This window comes from Spirochaeta cellobiosiphila DSM 17781, from assembly GCF_000426705.1.
GTDB lineage: Bacteria > Spirochaetota > Spirochaetia > DSM-17781 > DSM-17781 > Spirochaeta_E > Spirochaeta_E cellobiosiphila.
In genome coordinates this window covers 66,368-90,286 of sequence record NZ_AUFW01000019.1, presented here as the reverse complement: position 1 = coordinate 90,286, position 23,919 = coordinate 66,368, and the positions used below count along the sequence as shown (strand labels likewise).

General features: G+C 35.9%; 26 protein-coding genes. 11 read left to right on the top strand and 15 right to left on the bottom strand.

Annotation, left to right across the window (positions count from 1 at the left end):
- Nucleotides 1–18: 18 nt before the first annotated feature.
- Complete coding sequence (locus tag K345_RS0105075; RefSeq protein ID WP_028973253.1) at nucleotides 19–1,869, top strand: P-loop NTPase fold protein; 1,851 nt, start codon at nucleotides 19–21, stop codon at nucleotides 1,867–1,869.
- Between the two features lie 268 nt (nucleotides 1,870–2,137).
- Here K345_RS0105075 and K345_RS0105070 read toward each other — a convergent pair whose 3' ends face one another.
- The 4 genes from K345_RS0105070 to K345_RS0105050 form a co-directional block, all read right to left on the bottom strand.
- Nucleotides 2,138–2,335 (bottom strand): hypothetical protein, encoded by a 198-nt coding sequence (locus tag K345_RS0105070; protein ID WP_028973252.1) that lies wholly within the window; start codon nucleotides 2,333–2,335, stop codon nucleotides 2,138–2,140.
- A 360-nt stretch (nucleotides 2,336–2,695) separates the two neighbouring features.
- Nucleotides 2,696–3,316 (bottom strand): ImmA/IrrE family metallo-endopeptidase, encoded by a 621-nt coding sequence (locus tag K345_RS22170; RefSeq protein WP_053228084.1) that lies wholly within the window; start codon nucleotides 3,314–3,316, stop codon nucleotides 2,696–2,698.
- On the bottom strand, nucleotides 3,306–3,659 hold the full coding sequence (locus tag K345_RS22165; RefSeq protein ID WP_053228083.1) for a helix-turn-helix domain-containing protein: 354 nt from the start codon (nucleotides 3,657–3,659) through the stop codon (nucleotides 3,306–3,308). The genes K345_RS22170 and K345_RS22165 overlap by 11 nt, the downstream gene beginning before the upstream one ends.
- 143 nt (nucleotides 3,660–3,802) lie before the next feature.
- Entirely contained in the window at nucleotides 3,803–5,185 is a 1,383-nt protein-coding gene (locus tag K345_RS0105050; protein ID WP_028973251.1) for a DUF2971 domain-containing protein, read from the bottom strand.
- Between the two features lie 152 nt (nucleotides 5,186–5,337).
- Between K345_RS0105050 and K345_RS0105045 the strand changes: the two genes are divergently transcribed.
- On the top strand, nucleotides 5,338–6,063 hold the full coding sequence (locus tag K345_RS0105045; RefSeq protein ID WP_028973250.1) for a hypothetical protein: 726 nt from the start codon (nucleotides 5,338–5,340) through the stop codon (nucleotides 6,061–6,063).
- Nucleotide 6,064: 1 nt separating this feature from the next.
- Here K345_RS0105045 and K345_RS0105040 read toward each other — a convergent pair whose 3' ends face one another.
- Entirely contained in the window at nucleotides 6,065–7,213 is a 1,149-nt protein-coding gene (locus K345_RS0105040; RefSeq protein ID WP_028973249.1) for a tyrosine-type recombinase/integrase, read from the bottom strand.
- Nucleotides 7,214–7,554: 341 nt separating this feature from the next.
- Between K345_RS0105040 and K345_RS0105035 the strand changes: the two genes are divergently transcribed.
- Entirely contained in the window at nucleotides 7,555–8,646 is a 1,092-nt protein-coding gene (locus K345_RS0105035; protein WP_028973248.1) for a hypothetical protein, read from the top strand.
- Nucleotides 8,647–8,705: 59 nt separating this feature from the next.
- On the opposite strand, the gene K345_RS0105030 is transcribed toward K345_RS0105035, so the two are convergent.
- The 3 genes from K345_RS0105030 to K345_RS0105020 form a co-directional block, all read right to left on the bottom strand.
- The gene (locus K345_RS0105030) at nucleotides 8,706–9,704 is read right to left on the bottom strand and encodes an LA_2272 family surface repeat-containing protein (protein WP_028973247.1); all 999 of its coding nucleotides are present in this window, start codon (nucleotides 9,702–9,704) and stop codon (nucleotides 8,706–8,708) included.
- 15 nt (nucleotides 9,705–9,719) lie between these two features.
- Nucleotides 9,720–10,625 (bottom strand): DUF4097 family beta strand repeat-containing protein, encoded by a 906-nt coding sequence (locus K345_RS0105025; RefSeq protein WP_028973246.1) that lies wholly within the window; start codon nucleotides 10,623–10,625, stop codon nucleotides 9,720–9,722.
- A 95-nt stretch (nucleotides 10,626–10,720) separates the two neighbouring features.
- Nucleotides 10,721–11,647, bottom strand: a complete 927-nt coding sequence (locus K345_RS0105020; protein WP_028973245.1) for a helix-turn-helix transcriptional regulator — start codon at nucleotides 11,645–11,647, stop codon at nucleotides 10,721–10,723.
- Nucleotides 11,648–11,733: 86 nt separating this feature from the next.
- Here K345_RS0105020 and nth point away from each other — a divergent pair, with 86 nt between their 5' ends.
- On the top strand, nucleotides 11,734–12,357 hold the full coding sequence (gene nth, locus K345_RS0105015) for an endonuclease III (protein WP_028973244.1): 624 nt from the start codon (nucleotides 11,734–11,736) through the stop codon (nucleotides 12,355–12,357).
- Here the strand turns inward: nth and folE are convergent.
- Genes folE through K345_RS0104980 form a run of 7 tightly spaced genes read right to left on the bottom strand, consistent with a single transcriptional unit; the run spans nucleotide 12,354 to nucleotide 17,224 of the window.
- The gene (gene folE, locus K345_RS0105010; protein WP_028973243.1) at nucleotides 12,354–12,917 is read right to left on the bottom strand and encodes a GTP cyclohydrolase I FolE; all 564 of its coding nucleotides are present in this window, start codon (nucleotides 12,915–12,917) and stop codon (nucleotides 12,354–12,356) included. The two genes, nth and folE, sit on opposite strands and share 4 nt — an antisense overlap.
- Nucleotides 12,918–12,922: 5 nt before the next feature.
- Complete coding sequence (locus tag K345_RS0105005; RefSeq protein WP_028973242.1) at nucleotides 12,923–13,273, bottom strand: dihydroneopterin aldolase; 351 nt, start codon at nucleotides 13,271–13,273, stop codon at nucleotides 12,923–12,925.
- Between the two features lie 6 nt (nucleotides 13,274–13,279).
- Nucleotides 13,280–13,951: an orotate phosphoribosyltransferase gene (pyrE, locus tag K345_RS0105000; RefSeq protein WP_028973241.1), complete on the bottom strand. Its 672-nt coding sequence runs from the start codon at nucleotides 13,949–13,951 to the stop codon at nucleotides 13,280–13,282.
- 10 nt (nucleotides 13,952–13,961) lie between these two features.
- Entirely contained in the window at nucleotides 13,962–14,552 is a 591-nt protein-coding gene (locus K345_RS0104995; protein WP_028973240.1) for a YqgE/AlgH family protein, read from the bottom strand.
- Between the two features lie 44 nt (nucleotides 14,553–14,596).
- Nucleotides 14,597–15,574: a helix-turn-helix transcriptional regulator gene (locus K345_RS0104990; protein WP_028973239.1), complete on the bottom strand. Its 978-nt coding sequence runs from the start codon at nucleotides 15,572–15,574 to the stop codon at nucleotides 14,597–14,599.
- Between the two features lie 8 nt (nucleotides 15,575–15,582).
- Complete coding sequence (ilvE, locus tag K345_RS0104985) at nucleotides 15,583–16,428, bottom strand: branched-chain-amino-acid transaminase (RefSeq protein ID WP_037571339.1); 846 nt, start codon at nucleotides 16,426–16,428, stop codon at nucleotides 15,583–15,585.
- A gap of 1 nt (nucleotide 16,429) precedes the next feature.
- The gene (locus tag K345_RS0104980) at nucleotides 16,430–17,224 is read right to left on the bottom strand and encodes a TrmB family transcriptional regulator (protein WP_028973237.1); all 795 of its coding nucleotides are present in this window, start codon (nucleotides 17,222–17,224) and stop codon (nucleotides 16,430–16,432) included.
- Between the two features lie 98 nt (nucleotides 17,225–17,322).
- On the opposite strand from K345_RS0104980, the gene K345_RS0104975 reads away from it, so the two are divergent.
- The 7 genes from K345_RS0104975 to fabV all read left to right on the top strand — a co-directional run bounded on the left by K345_RS0104975 (nucleotide 17,323) and on the right by fabV (nucleotide 23,676).
- A complete protein-coding gene (locus K345_RS0104975) occupies nucleotides 17,323–17,940 on the top strand; it encodes a UPF0149 family protein (protein ID WP_083963639.1) in 618 nt (205 codons plus the stop codon).
- Nucleotides 17,933–18,205, top strand: coding sequence for an HPr family phosphocarrier protein (locus K345_RS0104970; protein ID WP_028973235.1), 273 nt, complete (start codon nucleotides 17,933–17,935; stop codon nucleotides 18,203–18,205). Before K345_RS0104975 ends, K345_RS0104970 begins: the two co-directional genes overlap by 8 nt.
- Before the next feature lie 51 nt (nucleotides 18,206–18,256).
- Entirely contained in the window at nucleotides 18,257–19,216 is a 960-nt protein-coding gene (locus K345_RS0104965) for a KamA family radical SAM protein (RefSeq protein WP_028973234.1), read from the top strand.
- A complete protein-coding gene (locus K345_RS0104960) occupies nucleotides 19,216–20,148 on the top strand; it encodes a cation diffusion facilitator family transporter (protein ID WP_028973233.1) in 933 nt (310 codons plus the stop codon). The genes K345_RS0104965 and K345_RS0104960 overlap by 1 nt, the downstream gene beginning before the upstream one ends.
- A gap of 15 nt (nucleotides 20,149–20,163) precedes the next feature.
- Nucleotides 20,164–21,204, top strand: a complete 1,041-nt coding sequence (locus K345_RS19825; RefSeq protein WP_053228082.1) for an AI-2E family transporter — start codon at nucleotides 20,164–20,166, stop codon at nucleotides 21,202–21,204.
- On the top strand, nucleotides 21,194–22,417 hold the full coding sequence (locus tag K345_RS0104950) for an Rnf-Nqr domain containing protein (protein ID WP_028973232.1): 1,224 nt from the start codon (nucleotides 21,194–21,196) through the stop codon (nucleotides 22,415–22,417). The genes K345_RS19825 and K345_RS0104950 overlap by 11 nt, the downstream gene beginning before the upstream one ends.
- A 92-nt stretch (nucleotides 22,418–22,509) precedes the next feature.
- The gene (fabV, locus tag K345_RS0104945; protein ID WP_028973231.1) at nucleotides 22,510–23,676 is read left to right on the top strand and encodes an enoyl-ACP reductase FabV; all 1,167 of its coding nucleotides are present in this window, start codon (nucleotides 22,510–22,512) and stop codon (nucleotides 23,674–23,676) included.
- The last annotated feature ends 243 nt before the right edge of the window (nucleotides 23,677–23,919 follow it).

Here is a 23,919-nt window from a genome sequence, read left to right as displayed (position 1 = left end):
TTAAAAAGGCGAAAGCGTATGAAAAATCTGATCAGAACAATTAAAAACTATTTGGATATTGAATATAAAATAGATTTTGCCTATATGATTGATGGAGAATGGGGAAGCGGCAAGACATATTTTGTAAGAAACGAATTGGACAACTATCTTAGAAATTATATTCGAAAAGAAAAAGATAAATCTATAAGGTTTACATTGCTATATACCTCAGTTCAAGGTGTAAAATCTTTTGGTGAAGTTGTAAAAAATATCATCTATGATCTAAAGTTGAAAACCAAATCAGGGAACTGTAATTACTCTTTTATTGAAAAAATTGATATCCGTGATTATGAAAAAGAGCCGATAAGAATTGGTTCATTGCTTAAATCTTTATTAGAACAAAATAGAACTTTAAAGGAAGAAGAAATATATGTAATCGTTATTGACGATTTAGAACGATATGCAATACTCCCTGAAATTAATTTATTAATTGGTAATATTCATAAATATGTTACAGAAATAGGTTTAAGGACAATTTTTATTTGTGATGAAACTAAACTATCTAATTCTATTTTATATAAAGAAATTAAAGAAAAAGTAGTCCGGCATACAATTAATTTCACACCTAATCAAAAAGAACAGTTAGGATCTGTAATGAATATGAATACAAGATATATGTGTATGAAAGAACATAAGGATTATATCTTAGATATTATATTAAAATTAAAAATCAAAAATTGGAGAACTGTACAGATAATACTTGATCAAATGCTTGAAATTAAAAAGTGTAATAAAAAATTCTTTGATAAAGAATATTTCGAGTTCATTTTTAAAAATATAAGTATTCTAATACTAGAAAAAAAAAGTTCATGTAATGTTTTAATTGATAATTATGATTCTCTTAAAATTATTGAATCTCAAATTAACAAGATAGTAAATAAGATAAATGATGAAGGGAAGACTAGGAAATTAACTGGTGACTCAGAAAATAATACTAATGCAATTCTTAATTCTAAAGAAATATTTTTACTTAATTTCTATGAGAAATATATAGTGAATCAAGGTTTGAACTTTAAGTATATTGATCAGTTATTTAAGTATATCGTTCTAGGGACAAGTATTAAAAGTAATCTATTAAAAGAGGAATTGGATACTAGCTTAGACTATAATAGTACTTTATATGTTAGATCACTAGATGTTTTGGAAAGATTCTATTCTATGGAAGAAGAAGAATTACAAGATCTATTTGATAGAATCATTAAATTCTTAATTGAAGGTAGATATAAAGCAGAAGATATTTCTAGAGCATTTCGTATATTTCAGCGTATAAAAGCATCAGATTATCTTGGAGAATTAGATATGAATTATTTGGATTTATATATTAAATCATATATAGAATCTTATAAAAATAGTATGATTGAATTAGAAAGATTTACTTCTGGTCTTACAGAGTTTATACTAGAAAATCCTGAAATGAGTGAAGATATACAAAATGAATATATAGAACTGGTCACCAAAGAAAAATATAAAATTGACGATATTTATATTAAAGAAATGTTTAAGTATATAGATCAATATATTGCTATCTATGATTTAAAGGGTGTAAATAATAAGTATTTTGATGATACTTCTTTATTTCAAAAAATGATAAGAAGTGAAAATCTTTCTTATTTTGATAATATAAGTAATCAAGGTATAACATTTTTTGAAAGATACTTAGAATCCGTAGCAGGACAAATATCTGGGAAAAGGCAGGATGTTAACGAACAAGTAATTGCCATAAGGACAGTTATAAATTATATCGAGAAACTACTTGAGAATGGAGAAAAAGGGCATATGAAAAATATTAGGTATAATGAACTATTAGTTACATTAAAAGATAGAATATAATAATAAAAAAATACTTTCTATTGAGGATATTTAGGTTAAGTTTATTTAATTGCATATTCCTGTAAAAACGGACAGTAATTCCTTTTATTTCAAGACAGTCTTGGATTCAAAAAAAATACATTGAATCTATATTTTTTTCTGTATAAATCTCAAAAAAAATCATTACAAGAATACTCCTTCCATTCAATATGATATTTCTTAATATCCATGTATCTCCTTTTTATACAATGAGAGGGTAATGAGTACCCTCTCGTATAACTATGAAAATCTACCTTAAATAATGATCATATTTACCTTGCTGCATTCTCCAGTACGCCATATAAATGGCACCACTTTTTCTATCAATATTAGTCAGATCAAAATATTCTTTTTCCAAATTATAATCATTAACATAGCATATGCTACCATGTTTTTGAGCTATTTCTCTGATTGCCCATATTTCTCTTTGTGTGTATTTTGTTGCCATTAAAATACTTCCTATGTATTTGATACTACTATTCCACGAATAGATGAAAAAAGAGGTTGGGCAAACCTCTATAGGATGGTACGGTCATTACCCTTTAAACTTATGTCTTGGAATTTCTAAGCGAAATGCTTTTTTCCCGTATTGTGAGGCATAAATTCTTTTACCTCTACGAGTAATCCACTTTACATATATTACTTTCGTATTTTTCAAGTAATTGCTCCTAACTTAGTGGGAGACATAAAGATATTTAAAAAGATTGACTCTTTTTTGTAATTGAACTAAAATTTGCACTGTCAGATGTAAATTTAGTTTAAATCTTTATGTTGGTTAGTACCTTTGGTATCCCACAGATTTAACCTTTTATTTATTATAAAGACTCTTCAGTGCCCGCTGATTGAGTCTTTTTTTATCTCTTATTAATTTACCTATTCTTGTTCTAGCTGCCGATCTAGATATACCAAACTTGTTAGAAATTGTTATTTCATTATCAGCTGTTGTTATACTCCTTATATCAGCCAATAGCTCTGATGCGAAGGTATTCGCTTGCCATTCGCTATCTTCGTACCATTTTTTTTCCTTCCTGTGTGAGGTTGATCTTTCAGCACGAATAAAATTGATTAATAAATCTGTTTTATGAAGGATTGCGTGACCAATCTCATGAGCAATAGTAAATCGATGGAAGCCATCGCCTTTTAAAGCTCCCGCATAAACCTTATTGGGAATTCTAATGAAAGGTATAATCCCTCCTTCAGAATTCCTTCCCAGTAACGTATAACCCCATGTATCACTTTCAATATCACAATCTTCAATAATTTCGTAATCAATTACTTCATTATAGGCTAGTGCTTCTAGTAGGGGGACAATAGGGACATAATCCCTATTGCGTATCAACATGTCTTTTAGATTTAAGGCTATTTTCCTGATTTGATCTACAGACCTTGGTTTAACTCTAAAACCTTCTGGGGCTCGTTCAGTTTTCATCAAGCATTTTCCTGATCATATTTTTTGCATCTTCTCCCAACCCTGTATATTTTCTAGCAAAGGCAAGTATGTCGTCCTTGTCTGTTTCCAATAATCCATCTAAGGAGATTTTCTTTTCTCCTATTTCCTTAGCTACTAAATCTTTGATTGAATGTGCTTTTTCTTCATTTAGTTCAAAATACTGAATAACTTTTTCAATTAGCTCATCACTCGGCTTCTTTTTACCGTGTTCAATGGCTGAAAGAAATGGTGGGGTTACATTTAATGCTTCTGCCATTTTACCCATAGTAACGCCTTTAGTTAGTCTCAGATCTCTAAAAGCCTGTCCTAGTTTGGTTGCCATTTCCATACTCCTATTATGAAAATTAACCTGTGAGGTTAATTAACCTGTGAGGTTAATATAGTGCTGTATGTAAAATATGTCAATTGTAAATTAACCTTCTTGGTTAATTTTTATGAGTTTGCTTGGAATAGTACAAGTGATTTTCAATCATTGAGGCTTATATTCAACTTAAAATATTTCATCTTATACTTTTCTAAATCTATTTCTGCTTGGTAAAAATTGAAGTTTCGAGTATCTCTTCTTTCTTTTAATATATTTTCTACCACAGATATAATATCAATTTTAACTTTATCTGGTGTTTTTATGCCAAATATAATTCCATCTAGACAATCAAAATCATATTGTTTTATTCTAGCTGCATATTCTATTTCAGGACCCCAATGATTTGAAAATACTACTCGGACTTCCTGCTCGCTACTCCATGATTCAGTTTTTGTTTGTGTTTTTCTGTTGAAACGTGACCAGTAATCATCACGAAAACTATCAGAATCATATACAGAGATACCTTCATACTTACTAAAGGAATTTCCGTCTTCTAGCCAATATTTGTCAATTTTATATAGTGAAAGAGCTGCCAAACTTGTGAAAAAATTCATTTCAATTGCTTTATCTTCATATATGACTTCTTTAAAGGGAAGTTTTTGTCTTGTCGTGAGCTTTAGATGTTTATCTTTTTTAAACACTAAACAAATACCTCTATGGCCAGAGGCATAATGTCCCCACATTGTTATGTTTGAATAATGTTTAGAGAAAGACGCTAGATAATGAATCGGAAAAACAAATCTATTACAAGCTTTAATGTAATAATTATGGAATAACAATGTTATATTGATGTAATTTTCTTTGGAAATTGGTATTACTTCTTTGTTCTCTTTTCTTTGAATTAAAATACTACTCATTTCAATGTTACCAATGACATTTGATATACTTTCGAGATTTAGTTCATCTTCATTTTCCAGAAAATAAAATATACTTGATTTATCCTTTGTTTTAAATTTTGGGAATCTATAAAATTTACTAAATTCACTTTGATATATAACTTTCGAAAATTCATAAGAGAAATCTTCTTGAAATATTCCCAGTAAGCCTTTCATTGTTGATTGATTAACTTTATGAAGCTTTATTAGAATGTCTTTTAGAAAATTTATATTTTTGTTTGTAAGTACGTTAGCTAAATAGGTTTCAAACAAATTTTTAATTTCTACATTTCTAAAGTCTTCAGGAGTTAAACTGATCTTAACATCTGTAATCGAAAAAGAGACATCGTTTCCATATAATGGTAATTTAATTAAGTTGTCAAATAGGCAAAGAGCATAATGTTTTATTAAGTTCTTCCATAAAACAGCATCGCCTTCCCAATAGATTGACATTAATCCATCCATAGGATCGTTGTTTTCAGATACTGTACAAAGGGCAATTTCCTGATTCCTAAGCTCTTCAGATACACATTTCTTTATTGGTTTACCGTCCTTATCCTCATATCTAAACTCTATTGGGCGGAACCTATAAAAATACTCATTATCCAACTTTGAACTCCTTTACATATAATAAAGTATAATATCGCTTTTTAATTTGAAATATAAGTAAAATAAATTTGACGATAGTGTTTTTTGTTTATAATCTACATTATAGACACCAAATATAGTGTAAAAATCAAATAATGATAAGGAGCAGTTAAATGAGTCAAGATTATATTACTGATATGGAATTTATTAGATGTGGAGAAATGATAACTCCCACAAACTTTCAAGTAGTCAATAATGAATATGGTAAATATATAACTCCCACAAGCTCTCAAGTAGAAAATACTGAACATGGGATAGATATAACTCCCACAAGCTCTCAAGTAGAAAATACTGAACATGGGATAGATATAAATCCCACAAGCTCTCAAGTAGTCAATACTGAATATGCGGAAAATATAACTTCCAAAGACGAGAATAAATCTTCTTTAAATAAGGATATTGGTAAATTTTATAAAATAGATAACATGCTTGAATCCCACTATTATGAAGTACCTTTAAAAACATTTTACGATCAATTGTGCATTTCCAAAGTTGAATCGTTGAGTACCCAATATAGTTCATTCAAAAATCATATGGATGAAGCAAATAATAAATATATTCTTGAGCTTATTTTCATCACATTGAACAAATTCTTCAGATATGAGTGTTTTAGATTACCTTTCCCAGTGAGCTATCAACTTCCAATGGAAGAAATTGATGAAACAAAAAAAATTCTTAATTATCTTTTTAATATTCGTCTACTTGAATATAGCTTCAGTAAATTGAAAGATGAATTAAAAGACGATAATTGCGTTGTAACGATAGTATATAATATGAATTCTCTAGTCCAAACTTATGGTTTTTTATGTAAATATCAATGCGACAGTGGGATAATTTAATTTACCCAAATATCCCCTCAACAATATTCTTCTGCTCCCTAATATGCTCTACACCCAAATGGGTATAACCTTGCTGAGTAACTGGATTACTCCAGCCAAAGGAAGCTTGAATGAGAATATCTGACATCCCTTCAGCAAGGAGTAGGGTGTTCAGTGTATGCCTAAAGCTATGAGGTTTTAGGTTTCTATTTTCAATATTTTTGAAATCGGGACTATCATCATCTTCCATTTCTGCTGCTCTTTTTAATGCAGTAGCAAAGCGTCTTTTCCAAAGAGTAAAGGATACTCTTTGTCCATCAGAATAGGAGAATATAAAGTCATCATCTTGCCTAGCGAATTGGGTTTCTCTGTATTCTGCAAGCTTATTAGCGAGGTCATGGGTGATGATTGTCTCACGTTTCTTTCCCCATTTTGGCAGATCTAGTATAGTTCCTTTAGCATCTGCCCAGGCTCTATTTATTGTTAATACATTGCCGTTTAAGTCTGACCATTTTAGAGCGAAGATCTCACCTCGTCTTAGTCCTGCTGAGGCCGCCATATAGAAGATTAAATAAGTCATTTTATCAACCCAAATGCCTGGATATTCTGTGTGAAAGAGTTTCTTTAACTCTGATCTTGTAAAGATACCGACCTGCTGTACTTCATACTTAATATTACCAATTCCTTGGGTTGGATCTCTATCTATTATTTCTCGGAAGTAAGCTTCTTTAAAAGCCGTTTTAAGAGTCCCTATTGCTTTATTAACCTTGCTAGTTCTTCCGTGTTTTTTGATAAGTCTTTCTCTAAAATCTAGGATATCACCACGCCTAGTTTCACTCATAACCATATTACATATTTTCTTATCTGTTAGTATTAAACGCTCTATTCTACTACGTTCTGTATTGCAATGGCGTTCTGATATACGTTTCCCTTCAGCTCTTAATCTTTGTACATGAGGACAGGTTTCAGGTATATAGAATAGGTTAATCCAATTCTTGATGGTTTGCTTGTGATTAGCGATTTTTTGTGATTCATTAAACTTATTTAAAGCGTAAGTCATGGCTTGCGCTTTATTCTTTTTTCCTGTGGTTTTAAAGTGGCTATCCTTAAGTTTATAATGCCAATAATCACCACGTTTTCGTAACGCATAAGGTTGTTGTTGTCTAGGCAATTTTTATCCCCCAAATTGTCATTCTATTGTCATTTTATTTTTAAATTCAGTAGTATTAGTAAAAATAAGTGTATTTTATAAACTCTTTAAATACAAGCATTTATGTGGTTTTTTGTGGGTAAATAATGTACCTATAGGACCTCCTTCTAAGCCGTAGGTCGCACGTTCGAATCGTGCAGGGCGTAATGACCCTTAAACCTTTGCTTGACAACGGTTTAAGGGTTTTTTTATGTTTAGTGAATTTCACTAAAAATGAACCAATTTGATTTTATTTTTAGTTTTAATTAGTATCATAGACATAGTTTTTATTTAATTTAAATATAAGAAAAAAAGGAAAAATAATGAAAAAGATATTGTCTTCTCTTATTATTGTTGCTCTACTGATGAGTTGTACAGATGCAACGGAAGAACCTGAGCGTTTTTATTTTACTGATAAAGAAGAACCTCATGAAATAGCTTCAATAGGCTATGATGTAGAATATGTTAAATCTCCAGATGACTATAATACCGATTATCACTTAAAAGCGGTTAGTGATTTTATTCAAGTTTCTATCTATGATAGTAAAACCTATAAGAATTATATGCTAACTGGTTCTGTTTCCTTAAGCGTTTATAGTCTTAATAGTGACGGAAGTAAAAACTATATAGTTGAGAAAGAAACTGTTAGCAATAAATCAGGTTCAATCATTGTTCTATTAGGTGATCATCGAGATGTTTACTTGGAATTTAATGGATATACTTGGTATGGCTTTAAAGTAATTGATAGTAGAATAGAGGAGAAATATGGGTATTTAACAGTTTCAGATGATTATCTTAAAGATTTTATAGATATATCTCCTAGTGGACATTATAGTAGCTACAAAGATCTATACCTCAAAACAACTCCTAGTAATGCATATGTAGCTTACAATAATGATGGACATGAATTTGATGATGATAATTATTATTACATTGTAGGTTATGACAATTTTTTCTCTGATGATAGTGGCAAAGTAAGAAATATTATTGATTCTTTTCATAATGAAATGTATTTTAGAGCCTATATTTTTAATTCAACAACTAAAGTGGTAACTAGGACATTTGATTTTGATAATATAACCACTTTTTTAACTGATATTGATGATTTTAAAGTAGGTAAAAAAGCCGAAATAATAGGATCTTTTATGTCATATACGGGTGGTTCAGATAGATCTGGGAAAATGGGTTTTCTTGAAGATGGAATATTTAAATTTACCTTAACTAAAGCAAATTCCGGATGGTTTCACTATACCTTTATAAAAAATGGTAAATACTCTGATCCAGTTAGTATTGAATACAATCAAGAAATTAAGCTCAATGTTACCCCAGATGATCTTGTATCCTTTTCCATAAAACAAGGGTCTAAGTGGGGAACTGGAACAGCTTACACACTAAATTTAGAGCTTACAGAATAGCTTGAATGTAAGTGAGTACGGAAAAGTACTCACTTGCATCCATTAATTAATTTAGTCAACTAAAAACTATATCCTATCCCAGTATTCATCCCTATCCACATATTAGCCTTATTATCACCTAAGTCCCATGTCCCAAAGGAATAAGGAACTCTAATAAGCTTTTCATCATATACATAAAAGTTCAAAGAAGGTCCCAATAGGAAGGACAGATTGTTGATGATCTTCCTCTTGTAATTAAGATCCAGTTTATGTAATAGGTTTAAAGACTCATGAATGGTACTGGATTCATGGATTTGGTTCACAGATAGATCAATACTCAACTTTTGGGTGTCGGACAATGTCACATTACGCCCAATGCCCAAGCCTGTGACATAAAGTATCTGATGATCATTCTGTGTCAAACCAAATTTGTAGCTTGTATAGTATCGCTCCATCCCCACCTTTAGAATCAGACTGGTATAAATAACCTCACCAGATACATTTTCTACTCCCATATATCCATCTTTGACAATGTTAACTAAGCCAATAGGAAGTCCTTTATCTGCATTCTCTACATAATTCACCAATCCAAACTGAACTCCCTTAAGATTCTTTGTGTAGTTAAAGACTCCTAATTGAAGGCCTTCTACTTCTGATGTATTAATGTTAACAGGGGCTGCCGCCACTCCAGTTAAACCTTTCCGGGAATAATTGAGAATTCCCGATAGAAAGAGACCTGTATAACGGCCATAACCAATGTTTGTTACCCCTGATAGGATCACCCCTTTAGAGTCACCCCCATTAATGTTTGTAATACCAGCCCATTGTAAGCCCATCACATCCTGGGCATTGTAGTTAAATAGGGTTCCTAATTCTAAACCTTTGACGCCCCCATTGAGCCCATAGAACCAGTTAAGGGATAACATATTTGTATAATGAAGAGATTCCGAACCATGAGTCGCCAGGGGATAGGCCACTGTAATCTGGAAGGGACTTAATTGCTGACTAGTATTGTCTTCAGCATAGAGGATGCTAGAAAGGCTGAGGCATAACGCCAGGATCAGTGTTGTATATTTCATTGTGTTGAGTGTTCCTTATGATTTTTTTGTGAGTATTTTAATGACACCGTCACCAGTATGAGCGGTTATTTTGTTGGAAGTAGGACCAGTTGTTCCTTTTATGTGTCTGTCATCATTATCACCGATGGAGCCCATAATAGGTATGTCTGTCTTTATTTTCTCTAGAGTACTGGATAAGTCCAAAGCCATTTCTGTTTGTTCTGGTATTTTAATATTGATGTTTCCCAGGGTAGAAGAAAATTCTGACATTCCCTGGAATGTAGCAAAATCAATGTCTATGTTCCCGTCAAAAGTACTGATGTTCATAGCACCACTTACCTCTTTGGCTTTGACCGTGCCGAGTTTTCCCATGATAGTCCAGGCATTAGCGTGAACCCCTTGTGCCATAAGACTGGAGTCTGATCCCAGGTTTATATCAATGGACTCAAAATTTGAGTTCTGCAGGTCAATATCAGTCAAGATTGGGTTCGCTTTGAAGTGAGCTATCCTTAGATTCGATACGATAGTCTCTGTACGGCCATTATATAGCTCTACATCCTTTAACCAGGATTCGGGAACAATCACATGGATTTTTATTTTACCAAAACTAATACCAAATCTGAGAGGATTACGGTATTGCATCAATATTCGAAGCTCTCTTCCTTCCTGTGTTGTATTGATTTTTACAGGATTACTCTTTCTAAAGAACTGTTGTGCTTCGATCTTAACGAGTAGACTTTCTTGGGGACCGCTGGTTATCAAAGTCTTAGTGGGAACAATACTAATCCCTATGGCCACAGCTTTTAATTTGCTCTGGTCGATAATAACCTTGTCCATGTTCGCTATAGAATAGCTTTCTTCTTCCTGGATATCAGCTGCGCACAAGGGCAGAATCAGCAACAGTTCCAGAATCATTACGAATAAAACATTGCGATTTATCATAGATCTTTTCTCCTCTTTGTTTGTGATCTAAGGAGAATTATGAGGAAAAAAAGTAAGCTAATCTGTCACATATTGATGGTATTGGGCTCACATATTTATGGTATTTGGAGGGAATTTATGAGTTCAACTTTATTTCTTACACCCATTTTCTTGTAAATACTACGGACATGGGTCTGAACCGTAGCTAAGGAGATGAACAGGGTTTCCGCTATATCTTTGTAGCTATTCCCCTTAATCAAGAGCTGAATGATCTCTTCTTCCCGAGGACTAATCCCGCTTTCTGACAGTATATCCTTGTATCCTGTAAGATTTTTTGTCCTGTTTTGGCGAAGAGTCTTAAGAATATGGATAGTCAAAAGGGAAGATAACAAAATAGAGTAGGCTGGCAGGAGATAAAATATGCTGAGTTCATTCTGAGTATGGATTTTCGACCAAAGGCCATAAAATACATCAATAATAAAAATGGAAGATATCCCTAATATTCCCAGTAGAGTGATGAAGACCTTATACAAAGGAGATTGTATAAGTTTTCCCCTCATAAACCTAACATATGAGTAGATAGAGCTTGCTAAAAAACAAAAGAATACAAGGAGCTGGAATATTCCATTGAGAATGCTATTTCCTTCATTATAAAAGAATAATTTATCCAAAAAGGCGGTGATGGTGTAACCTAAGAATCCTAGGGCTATAATAGTTTTAATGGCAAGGAGCCATTTATTCTGCTCAGTATCTTGGGACAATAAAGTATCAGGTATAGGAAGAATAAAATAGGAAGAAGTGGCTAAGCCCAGGAAGAAAAGAAAGACTAGAAGGAAATATCCCCAGCCTTCTACACTAATATCTCCTTGGTAATAGAAAAATAAAATAAAGAAAACCGATACTGCTATCAAGATCAATGATAGATTCATAGCTGTTATAAGAGAGAAACGTTTGTCGTAATGAATCGCTCCAGCAGAGATAGCCGTACCTGCTACAAGAATGGAGTATGTTATAAACCAAAAGAATGAATAACCAAATTGCATAATAATTGACTCCTAATCTAATCCTTATTCGTCCTTTATACAACGTCTATTGACTAAGGACTCTGGTACAATTAACTTAAAGCCACATGACTATGACTAAGATAGATATGGAAGAGATTCTTGCTCTTCATTACCCAAACACACGTACATTACTGCATTATAACAATCCTTTTGAACTATTAATTGCTGTTATTCTATCAGCTCAGTGCACAGATGCTATGGTGAATAGAGTTACTCCTGATCTCTTTAAAGCCTATCCTAATGCAGAAGCTTTGGCCCATGCAGATCTCGATAATCTGGAAGAACTAGTCAGAAGAACAGGATTCTATAAAAATAAGGCTAAGAATATCAAAGCTACTGCCTCAATGCTTGTAAAGAAATACAAATCAAAGGTTCCAAGAGAATTAGAAGAATTGACTTCCTTACCGGGAGTCGGGCGTAAAACCGCCAATGTGGTACGAGGGCATATATGGGATGAACCAGGCATCATTGTGGATACTCATTTCGGCAGAGTAATGCGCCGTCTAGGGTTCACTGATGCCACAGACCCTATTAAAGTGGAACAGGATATTCAACAGATCATTCCCAAAGAACGTTGGTTACGTCTTTCAATGACAGCCAATTATCACGGACGGGATCTGTGCAAATCCCGCCGACCTCTTTGTGAACAGTGTTTTCTACAGGAAGTTTGTCCCTCACGGGAACTTTAGAAGTTAGACCGGATCAGAGTCATAAACTCTTCTCTGGTCTTAATATTCTCCCGGAAGCTTCCCAGGACGCTTGATGTGACCATATTAGAATGCTGCTTTTCTACACCGCGCATCATCATACACATATGTTTAGCTTCCATAACCACACCAACACCAAGGGCATCGATGGAAGTCATGACTGCTTCAGCAATCTGGTGAGTTAGGTTTTCCTGTATTTGTAATCGATGGGCAAACATATCCGCAATACGGGCTAATTTACTCACCCCCAGTACCTTAGTCTTGGGAATATAACCAATGTGGACCTTTCCAAAGAAAGGAAGCATATGGTGCTCACATAAGCTGAATATTTCAATGTCCTTTGCTATAACCATATCTTTATTACTAGTCTCAAAGACAGCCCCATTAATAACTTCTTCCAGGTTCTGGTGATAGCCCTGGGTTAGGAACTCATAGGCTTTGGCCACCCGTGAAGGTGTTTTGAGTAAACCGTTACGATTAGTGTCTTCCCCCATCTCATTGAGGATACCTGTTATATAGTTTTCCATATTATCTAGATTCATTGATCTTAATTCCTTCTTGTTATCTCTATTCCCACACTCTCACAGTCTGGGAATATTCCTACCTTTTCAATGGAAAGGGTGACTTCTTCAGCCAGAGGATGTTCCAGGCAAAAAGCGGCCGTCTTCTCTGCTAGAGTCTCTAATAAAAAGAACTCCGTACTGCGGATGTAGTCAATGACCTTGTTTTTCATTTCCTCATAATCAATCGAGAGGGATAGTTCATCTAACCGAGCCGCTTCTGTAATAGTTGTTCCCAGGGTAATGTTGAGAAGAAGCTCTTGGGGAGCTTCTCTCTCATGAGGGTAGATTCCCACTAAGCAGGGAACTTTTAAGTTCTTAATAAATACTTTGTCCATTATGGTTTAAGCCCCGTATTTTGTACGATACTCTTTAATCCGTTCCAGGATTGTATCGTCAATATAGACAGTCCCGTCAATGGGTCGATTGTACAGGTATTCTACGATTTCATCTAAGGTAACTATAGGAATAGGCTGAATGCCGTAGTCTTCTTCTATCTGGGCCAGGGCTGATTTATCACCTGTTCCTTTCTCTTGTCTATCTACAGACACTAATAGGGCTTTTATTTTAACATCAGCTGCTTTTTGTAAGAGAGGGATACTCTCTCTGATACTGGTTCCGGCGGTGGTCACGTCTTCAACAATAATGAGTTTTTCCCCATCTTTTAGTTTATGTCCAATTAGATTGCCCCCTTCTCCATGATCTTTGGCTTCCTTACGGTTAAAGGCAAAGAACTTATCCAGTTTATATTTGTCTGAGAGGGCCATGGCTGTTGTTATGACTAAAGGAATTCCTTTATAGGCAGGCCCGAATAAGACATCAAAGTCCTCACCATATACATTCATTAGGGCTTCCCCATAGTATTTACCAAGTTGAGCCATCTGATCACCAGAGTCATAATTGCCTGTGTTGATAAAAAAAGGTGTTTTTCTTCCTGATTTAGTTGTGAAGTCCCCAAAGGTAAGCACACCGCTTCTTACCATGAAGGTAATGAAGTCTTCCTTATATTGTTCCATGATCGATCCTTTAATTAAGTGAAGGTTTATAGCCTGTGGCCGCAACGACCCCGTATATTCCTCCCTTCTTAATCAGCGCAGCTCGCCAAAGGTCTTTCTTGTTATCACTGAAAACAATATCTTTGTCGAAAGCAAGGGTTGTCCAGAGTTGTTCCTCAATTTCCTTTTCTAACTGTTCTGGAGCCCAAACCGCACATCCTGCAAAAGGAAGGAGGGTGAAGCCTGGATTGGCTTCTTCAGTTTTATCATGGAGATAGGATTTGATCAAATGGTGATCCGGTTCAAATATGACATCTTTTACTGGTTCAAGGGATTCGATACTTCGGTATTTTTTGGGGATCCCATTGTGTAGGACAAAGAGAAGGTGTTCGTGAAGAGGTCCTCCCCAATAGACTTTCTGTTGGGCTATATGCGGATCTTGTATATCCTTTATTACTTCTATGAGTTTGTTATCCAACTGTCTATTTAAGACAAAGCCTAATGCTCCTTCCTCATCATGCTGAACTATAAGAATCACTCCATGGTAGAAGTTCGGATCATATAGATTAGGCTCTGCAATAAGTAAAAAGCCACTGAGGCTTTTTCCTCTCCCTTTACCCATAAGATTAACTCTAATTCCTTAGGATAGGCCCTTCAAGGGGAAGCTCAGCTTTTTGTCTGGTATTTTGATAAGGTATGGTGAAGCTCTTCTTTGATGTTATCAACCAAATCCTTTGGCTCTAGAACCTGGACGCTTGCTCCCCAACTGAGAATGAGATAGCGCACTTCCCATTCATTATTGGCATAGAACTCTAATAGCAGGTTAGTATCATCATAGGGGGAGAGTTTTTGGTCGGCCGTCCATCTTCGTTCATAAATCCAGTGACCTTTATTGATATCGACGAGAACCTTTACCAAGAAGGGGGAAGAAGAGGCCCCAAAGAATCCGTAATTATCCTGATCAATAAAACTTTCAAAATCAAAGCTTTCCCTTTTGAACTGCTCTTCCAAAACTGAGACCTGATTGATTCTGGATAGGGCATAGGTGGTAAAACGATCCCGTGATTTATTGCGCCCTATTAAGTACCAATTCCCTTTGACAAAGTATATATGATAGGGCTCAAGAGTCACTTTTTTGGCTTCCACTGAGGAGTCTCTCTGGTATTCAATAATCACATAATGGCTATTGTTCAGACTTTCCAATAAATGATTCCATACCTCTTCCTGAATAGATACCCAGGATTCGGGTAAGATACTTACATGCTGATGGAGCCAGTTATCAATATTTTGATCATCTTCTGTAGTGAATTTGCGTAAAAGCTCCTGAGAATGATGATAGAGCGGGGTGTTCTTATAGACTTCCAGTCCTGCAATGGTGAACTGGAACTGAAGGTAATCATCGGGAGTTAACTCTACTAGAGGATGGATATAATGCTTATTCTCATAACGATAACAACCTTTCTCTTTGACTATAGGTGCTCCGGCGGAACGCATGTCCGCCAGGTATTTTTTAATCGACTCTGTATTTTTATAGATACCGACTTCAGACAAAGCCTTCTGCATATCTTCATGATTCGTAATATTCTTATCTTTGTTACGTAATAGTATATCAATATGGTATATAGCTTTGTCTTTTTCGTTCATAATCTATCCTATTCATTGACCTTTTGTACGAATTTACCATGAAGTCTTTTGGTTAATCCATCCTTTTTATAGGGGATATCCCTTCCGTCAACAGCTGTAATGGGCATAAGCTCTGCCCCACTTCCAGTCATGAATATTTCATCAGCTGTGTAAAGATCATACCGGGTGAGGTTTGTTTCCCTAAAGGGGAGTCCTTCTTCCCGGGCGATTTCAAGGATTGTGGCTCTTGTGATGCCACCTAACGCTCCCAGGCTTAAATCGGGAGTCTTGATGATTCCGTCTCGAATGACAAAGATATTATCTGCCGTACATTCAACGACATAACCTTCTTTGTTAAGGAGAATCGCTTCCATACAACCTGCTTGTTTGGCCTCGATCTTGGCCATAATATTATTCAGGTAGTTCAAGCTTTTTACCCGGGGATCAAGTACATCTGAAGAAGGTCTTCTTGTGGCTGCTGTGACCACAGGAATACCTTTTTCATAGTATTCCTTAGGGTAGAGCTGAATGGTACTGAATATCATAAAGACGTTAGGGGTCTCACACTTATCAGGATCTAGTCCCAGTGTTCCAACACCTCTTGTTATGACCAGACGAATATAACCTTCCTTTTGGCCATAGACCCGGCAACCTTCTTCCAGAACAGAACTGATGTGTTCCGGGGTATAGGGAATATCCAGACGTAGTGCGATGGCACTATCAAACAAACGGATCACATGTTCATGAAGTTTAAAGATCTTGTTGTTATAGATACGAATCCCTTCGAATATCCCGTCACCATAGAGAAGACCATGATCCCAAACAGAGATTTTAGCTTCTTCATCTTTGATAAAATTTCCATTCATCCAAACCATTTTACTTCTCCTTATCCTGGTAGATGTCTCTTAAGAGGTGATATTTCTCGCCAAAGGTGGCGATTAATTCCTTATCAAAACGTTTTACGATTTTCATAATGTAGATATCATGCTTTATATAATCTTCAGCCAAATGAACAAAACCTTTGTTGTGGCTATAGGTTGCCAAATCAAATCCTGTATCTGTAAAAGTTCCCCAGAGCACTTTCCGGGAATCTATCACAGTAAGAAATGTTCTTCCTCCCTGTTCGTGGTAGATCGTATCTTCAATAGGATGATAAAAATTCAAACCAATCGATTCCCTAAGCATTCCAAAATGGACAGTAACAACCTTGATTCCTAGCTTTTCCTTTTCCTTGATAATAGGGCGGAGGTTTTTGATGTCTTCTTCCCATCCACTAATCAAGATGCTCTGTTGAGCGTCTTGATAAAACTCTCTTGCCTTGTCCAGTGCTTCTTCATAGGAGCGTAGATTCCATACGAATTCTGGGGATGGTTGAGTTTGGAAAGTCTTTAGATCTGCTTCCAATTCTTCCAGTTCCTTATCCACCTGAGTACGGGATCTTTTAATGAATTCTTCCTGTGGCAAGGGATGGTAATAGGCTTTACCCTCTTGGTTAACCTCAATAGCCATTCCCTTGTTTTGAAGTTTTTTTAGGGTCTCGTATATCTTGGACGTGGGAATCCTGGCTGACTTGGCCGCTTCGTAAGCTGTTACAGCAGGATTAGATAGGAGAGCCAGATAAGCTTTGGCTTCGTACTCGGATAATCCCCACTTCTTTAAGTTATTGATCATATTAACTACCATAGTAGTGTTTACTCTATTGGGAAATATTGTACAGGTCAATCGATTTCCCTTGAAATTTTAGTAGGTTTCCATACATATTTCTCAGTATGAATTTAAATTCTTGGATAATTATGGGAGAGGAATTAAACCGAATTCAGCAGGCACAGACACCTTTTGAATTCTGGCATGGATTCCTCGCAGGTATTGTTTGTTCGCCAATTGAATTAGTCCCAACGGCCTGGACAAATTTTCTTTTAGACCCTCAGGGACAGGGGCCAAAGCAAGCTCAGGAAGATTTAGGTGAAAAACCTGTCACTTTAGCATTATCATTACATAAAGAGATGCATGAGAAGGTGGCCAACTATGATGAATCTTTCTTTGCTCCTGTAACTCAGAATCTTGATGCCTGGGCAGAAGGTTTTCTATCAGCCCTTGGCTTTTGGGGTGATGAGTATATAGAAAAAGGTAGTTTTGAACTAAAACATCTCATGCAAAATGCCCTTATCGTGTATAATGCAGATCAGTTCTATAAAGATATGGGTATGGATCCAGACAGGCACACTAGGGCTGAAGAATTGTCTCGGGCACAGTCTTTCCTTCCTTTTATGGTAATGGAAATCTTTAAGCTTTGGATAGAAATCCATGAAGTGGAACACATTGATGTAGTGGATCGGGACCTAATGCAAAAAGTTAAAACGGAATTGGAGAAATTAGACCATGATTAAAAAAGAGATAGTCCTAACTAATCCAAAAGGTATTCATGCCAGACCTTCTGCGATGATAGTCCAGACAGGTCAAAAATACCAATCAAAGATAACAATTATCAAATCAGGTATTGAAGCTGATGCCTGCAATATAATGGAGATCATTGCTCTAGGTGCTCAATTCCAGGAAGAATTGGAAATCACAACAGAAGGTCCTGATGAAGAAGAGGCCATGAAGGATATGCTGGCTATCTTCGAAAGGAAATTCGATGATGAACCTAAATAATGATTAATTAGTACTATCTCTTCTGATTATCAAGACAATATGTGAGGAATAATGGATTTTATGCCCTTCAAAGTGACAGGGGCTATAACGGGCATGCTCAGATCTTCCGATCCTAATAAGGATCCTGTAGCGGCCCAGTTTTGGCCACGTCCGGAAGAGTCAATTATAAAAGAATATGAAACAACTGACCCCCTGGGGGATAACTTATATAAAACCGCATCAAGAGTGGTACATCATTACTATGACCGCATGCTCTTACTTGTTAATGATCGCTGCGCCGCTTACTGTCGGTATTGCTTTCGTAGACATTTTACAGGACAGGAAGGTTCCCGTATTACAGCAGAAGAGTTGAGTGAAGCATGTTTATTCCTTAAAGACCATCCCCAAATCGATGAAGTTCTCATCACAGGGGGCGATCCTTTAAGCTTGAGTAATAGTAATATCAAGGATATCATTAGTTCCTTAAAAGATACAAAACAGGAATTGACCGTTAGAATTGGAACCCGGGTTCCTATCGTTATGCCCAAGAGAATTGATGAGGGGCTCTTAAGGGTAATGGAAGAATATGGACCTATATGGATGATCTTACACATCAATCATGTTCAGGAGATAACACCTGATTTTATAAAAGCCATCGGAGATCTTCGAAAAACTGGTGTACAGTTTTTAAACCAATCTGTTCTTTTAAAAGGAGTCAATGATGATTGGCAGGTGTTAAAAACCTTGTATCGTCGTTTACTTCAATTAGGAATCAAGCCGTATTACTTATTTCAGGGGGATTTGGCATCAGGAACATCCCATTTCCGTGTTGATATTCGTAAAGGTCTAACTATAATGGAGAAGTTAAGACAACATTTAAGTGGTATGGGTATTCCCACCTATGCGGTTGACTTGCCTCAAGGAGGAGGGAAAGTTCCTCTGACAGAAGATCGAATCAGTCATGAAGATGATAAATGGTATTATATTAAAAATTTGGAAGGACATATCTACCCTTATCCAAAAGAGGTGTAATGGATAGTAAAGAGCGTTTACATTTAATCAATCGTGCCAGTTGGGCGGGAATCATGGGGAATGCCCTCTTGAGTGGAACAAAACTAGTTTTAGGTTTCCTAAGTGGTTCTTTGGCTGTTATTGGGGATGGTGTCGATTCGGCGACAGATATCTTAACCAGTATCATCACCCTTGTATCAGCTAGAATTGCTGCAAAACCGCCGGATGCTCAACATCCCTATGGACATGGAAGGGCTGAAACAATCGCTACAAAAGTTCTATCCTTTGTGATCGTTTTTGCTGGTTTTCAACTGGCCGTTACTACTATAAAGCAATTAATAATAAAACAATCTATGGCTATTCCAACGTCCTTAGCTCTAATCGCTACAGGAATCAGTGTTATAGGAAAGATTCTTTTGGCTCTCTATAAAGGGCGAATAGGGCGGTTAACCCAATCGAATATGCTTATCGCTGATGCAAAGAATATGCGTAATGATATCCTGATCTCTTTCAGTGTCTTAATAGGTTTATTCTTTACCTTTATCCTTGGGCTCCCTATATTGGATAAAATACTGGCTCTCTTTTTGAGTGTAATCATCGTTAAAGTAGGATTTGAGATTTTTATCGAAACCAGTGAAGAATTAATGGATGGTATCAGTGATCCAGAGATATATAAAATAGTATTTGATGCAGTAAAAAAAATACAAGGCGTTAATAATCCTCATAAGACTCGAATACGGAAAGTGAATAATTTATATGTAGTGGAAATGGATATTGAGGTTGATCCTCAGTTAAGTGTGGCAGAAGGACATCAATTGGCTTCTGAAGTGGAGAAGTCCATACGACATAGTGTGGAAAATATTTATGATGTTCTTATCCATGTTGAACCAGAGGGTATCCATCATTCCAGGGAAGAGTTCGGTTTAAAGGAATCGGATTTGAATCCCCAATAACAAAGGAGACATTCTGTGAATTCTGAAAGACTAAATACTTTTTTCCTCAGTACCATGCTGTTGATAGCCTTTATGGCCATCGCCAAGCTGACCCAGAATGTCCTCCAACCCCTAGTCATTGCGGTGTTATTGCACTTTACCCTCTTACCTATTGTAAAATTTCTGACCAAACTGAGGATTCCCCGGTTCATTGCTATTTTATTAATGATAGGCCTCATATTAGGACTAATCTATGTTCTTGGTATATTTTTCTATTCCAGCTTACGGTCCTTTGTACATGAGATGCCAAAGTATCAGGATCGATTCCTGGCTATCCTTGAGGATATCATGACCCGTTTTCAGATTCCGGGTGATTTGATTGATGAGTTTAATTGGACATCCACTCTAAGTAATATATTAGTGGGGTGGTCCAGTAATTTTATGTCCTTTCTTAAGGCTTTAGGCATTGTCTTGATATTTCTAATGTTTGTATCCTTTGAAGCTCCTTACTTTGACTTAAAGGTTAGAAGAGCTTTTCATATCAAAACTTCTACACGTATATTTCGAATGATTCATGACATTAACTCTCAGATTGGCCGGTATTTGATTGTCAAGATGAGTATATCCCTACTAACAGGATTTTTAATCTTTCTTGTGGTAACCTGGGCAGGGGTGGACTTTGCTCCTATATGGGGAATCATTGGATTCCTGTTTAATTTTATTCCCAACATTGGTTCCATATTTGTTGTGTTCCTAACTTCTATACTGGCTTTTGTACAGTTTTACCCTGATTGGCGAGTTCCATTGATTGTCTTCATTGGAACTGCTAGCATTCAGATGATATTAGGTAATTTAGCTGAACCAAAAATGCAAGGAGATAGTTTGGATTTGTCACCTTTACTAATTTTGGTGAGTTTATTATTCTTCGGATGGCTATGGGGAATTGTTGGAATGATATTAAGTGTGCCTTTAATGGTAATCATCAAAATCATATCTGCCAATATTGATGCCCTACGTCCAATATCTGTCTTAATGGCCTCAGGTCGTGTGATTCGGGAGAAAAATAGTGGAAATTAGAACATCTTTGGTGTTTAAAAATACTTACTTTGTCAAACTTCTTGGTATAGCCCCATTAGTAGGTCTAACCTTACGTGTGGATTATGCCATTATCATGGCCATAGCTGTGCTTTTTATTACCCTCTATCAGGGGGCTGTCTATGCATTTATCGAACCCTCTATGAAAGAAAACCAAAAGGATTGGGCTTTTCTTGGTACACTTTTAGTGGGGGGGACATTATTTTTAAGTGGTCTTTGGTTCTTTAGTCCTACTTACTATAAAGCTATTGGTTTTTATATAAAAATATTGTTCCTTGGTACGTATATATTTGAATTGCAAAAAGGCCGTTCTGAAGAGGAGAACTTATCCACCTGGTTAGGCCATATCTTACTAGAAGGTTTAGGGTATATTTTACTAGGATTGTTTCTCTCCTTAATAAGAGAAGCCCTGGGGGCGGGCACCATAAGCTTACCACATTTTGTTAGTGGGGGCGTATCCTATGATATTCCCGTCCTAAGCCAGGCCCCTATAAGTATATTAAGTCAACCTACGGGGTTCTTTTTACTATTCCTGGGGGCTATCCTGCTTTATCGCTTGTTTGGCCATCAGAAGCCAGTTCAAACTACAATCCATATTAATGATCTTCATGATCATGGCGGCGGACTTAAGACCAGTAAAGAGGATAAACCAGCAGTAAAAGCACCTGATCAAATCCAGCGTTTCCTTTATGAAATCAAAGATAAAACTGATGATTTGATACTTACGAAATATATGTATATAGGAAAGCAATCCTCACGAGGTATCCAGTTGTTCATTATGATGTCTACTCTCGTTGATGGAGTCAGAGGGGATTTTTATGTACAGGGAGAAGAGGAGCTGGAAAAAATCCATTCTGGTATCTACCAAGAGAACATGTTTCCTTATCTATCTCAAGATGAAAAAAGTCGATTTTTCCTTAAAAGTAAGGATCCCTCTAAACATTTTGTGAAAATGAACAGTCTTCTCCAAAGATTACAGAATTATCATAAGCTGGAAGATTTACCAGAACAGGTTCCCTTTGTCGGTGTTATATACCTGGATCTGTCCTTGAACAAGATTGAGGACATTAAGGATATGTCCGACTTTTGGAGGTCTATAAATGACAAAACCTATGTCATATTCAGTGGAAAAGGAGATCTCTATCGTTATGGTCTCCGAGAGATACAACCAGGTATATGGCAAAAGAATAAGTAATTCCTGAATTTTGAGCCTTGCATATTCATTATCTTGACAGTTCTGCCCCTAAGCGGTAGAGTTTTAAACACCTTAGAAGAAAGGAAAGTGAAATGGTCGTAACACCTAAAATTCGTAATAATATTTGTATGTCAGCCCATCCCGTTGGATGTGATAAAGAGGTCGAAAGACAAATCAACTATGTTAAGAGCCATGGAGCTTTTAATGGTCCTAAAAAAGTCCTTGTTATTGGTAGTTCAACAGGGTTTGGTTTAGCCACAAGGATAACTACTGCCTTTGGATCAGGAGCCTCTACTATTGGTGTTGCTTTTGAGAAAGAAGGAAGTGGAAAGAGACCTGGTACAGCAGGTTGGTATAACACTGCTGCATTTGAAAGATATGCTAAAGAAGCAGGTCTTTATGCTAAGAGTTTTAATGGGGATGCTTTCAGCCATGAAATGAAAGCAGAAGTTATCAATGCCATTAAAGCCGATCTTGGAAAGGTTGATTTGGTTGTCTACTCCCTGGCGAGTGGGATCCGGGTAGATCCTGACACGGGAGAAACGTATCGATCTGTTCTAAAAACTCTAGGTGATTCTTATTCAGCCAAAAGTATTGATCCTATCAAAGGAGAAGTAAAGCTAGCTGTTATTGAACCTGCTAATGAAGAAGAAGTCATTGCTACCAAGAAAGTAATGGGTGGTGAAGATTGGGAGCTATGGGTAAATGCTTTACTGGAAGCTGACGTTCTGGAAACAGGTGCTAAGATTATTGCATACTCCTATATTGGACCCAAAGTAACTCATGCTATCTATAGAAACGGGACTATTGGACAAGCTAAGAAACACTTGGAAGATACAGCAGACAAGATTAGAGAGCTAATGACAAAGGTTAATGGTGAAGCCTATATCTCTGTAAACAAAGCTCTTGTAACGCGGGCTAGTTCTGTTATTCCTGTTGTGTCTCTATACACAGGTATTTTGTACAAAGTCATGAAAGAAAAAGGTCTACATGAAGCTTGTATTGAGCAAATGTACCGTATGTTATCTGATAAAATCTATGGCTCTGATGCTGTGAAAATTGATGAGGATAAAATGATTCGTATGGATGATTGGGAATTAAGAGATGATGTTCAACAAGCTGTTGAAGACATCTGGTCTCAAATCAAGGATGATAATTTAGAAGAATTAACAGACTTGGAAGGTTTCAGAACTGAATTCATGAATCAAAATGGTTTTGATATTCCAGGCGTCGATTACGATGCAGATGTAGAAATCTAAACCAACCAACACTTATATCTATCTAATGCCATAAAGAGACCCGCCTTATTAAAAAGGTGGGTTTTTTGCAACTATTATCCATATGATAAATATTGTTAGTACCAGTAAATGCTGTATACTGATTGATCTCGTCAAAATTAAACTTCATAAAGCAAATCACCTCCAACATATGCAGTTAAATTGTTCTTATTCCTCTTTAGTAATATGTTAGATCTATAATTAGAAACTGACGAAAGGTTGTTC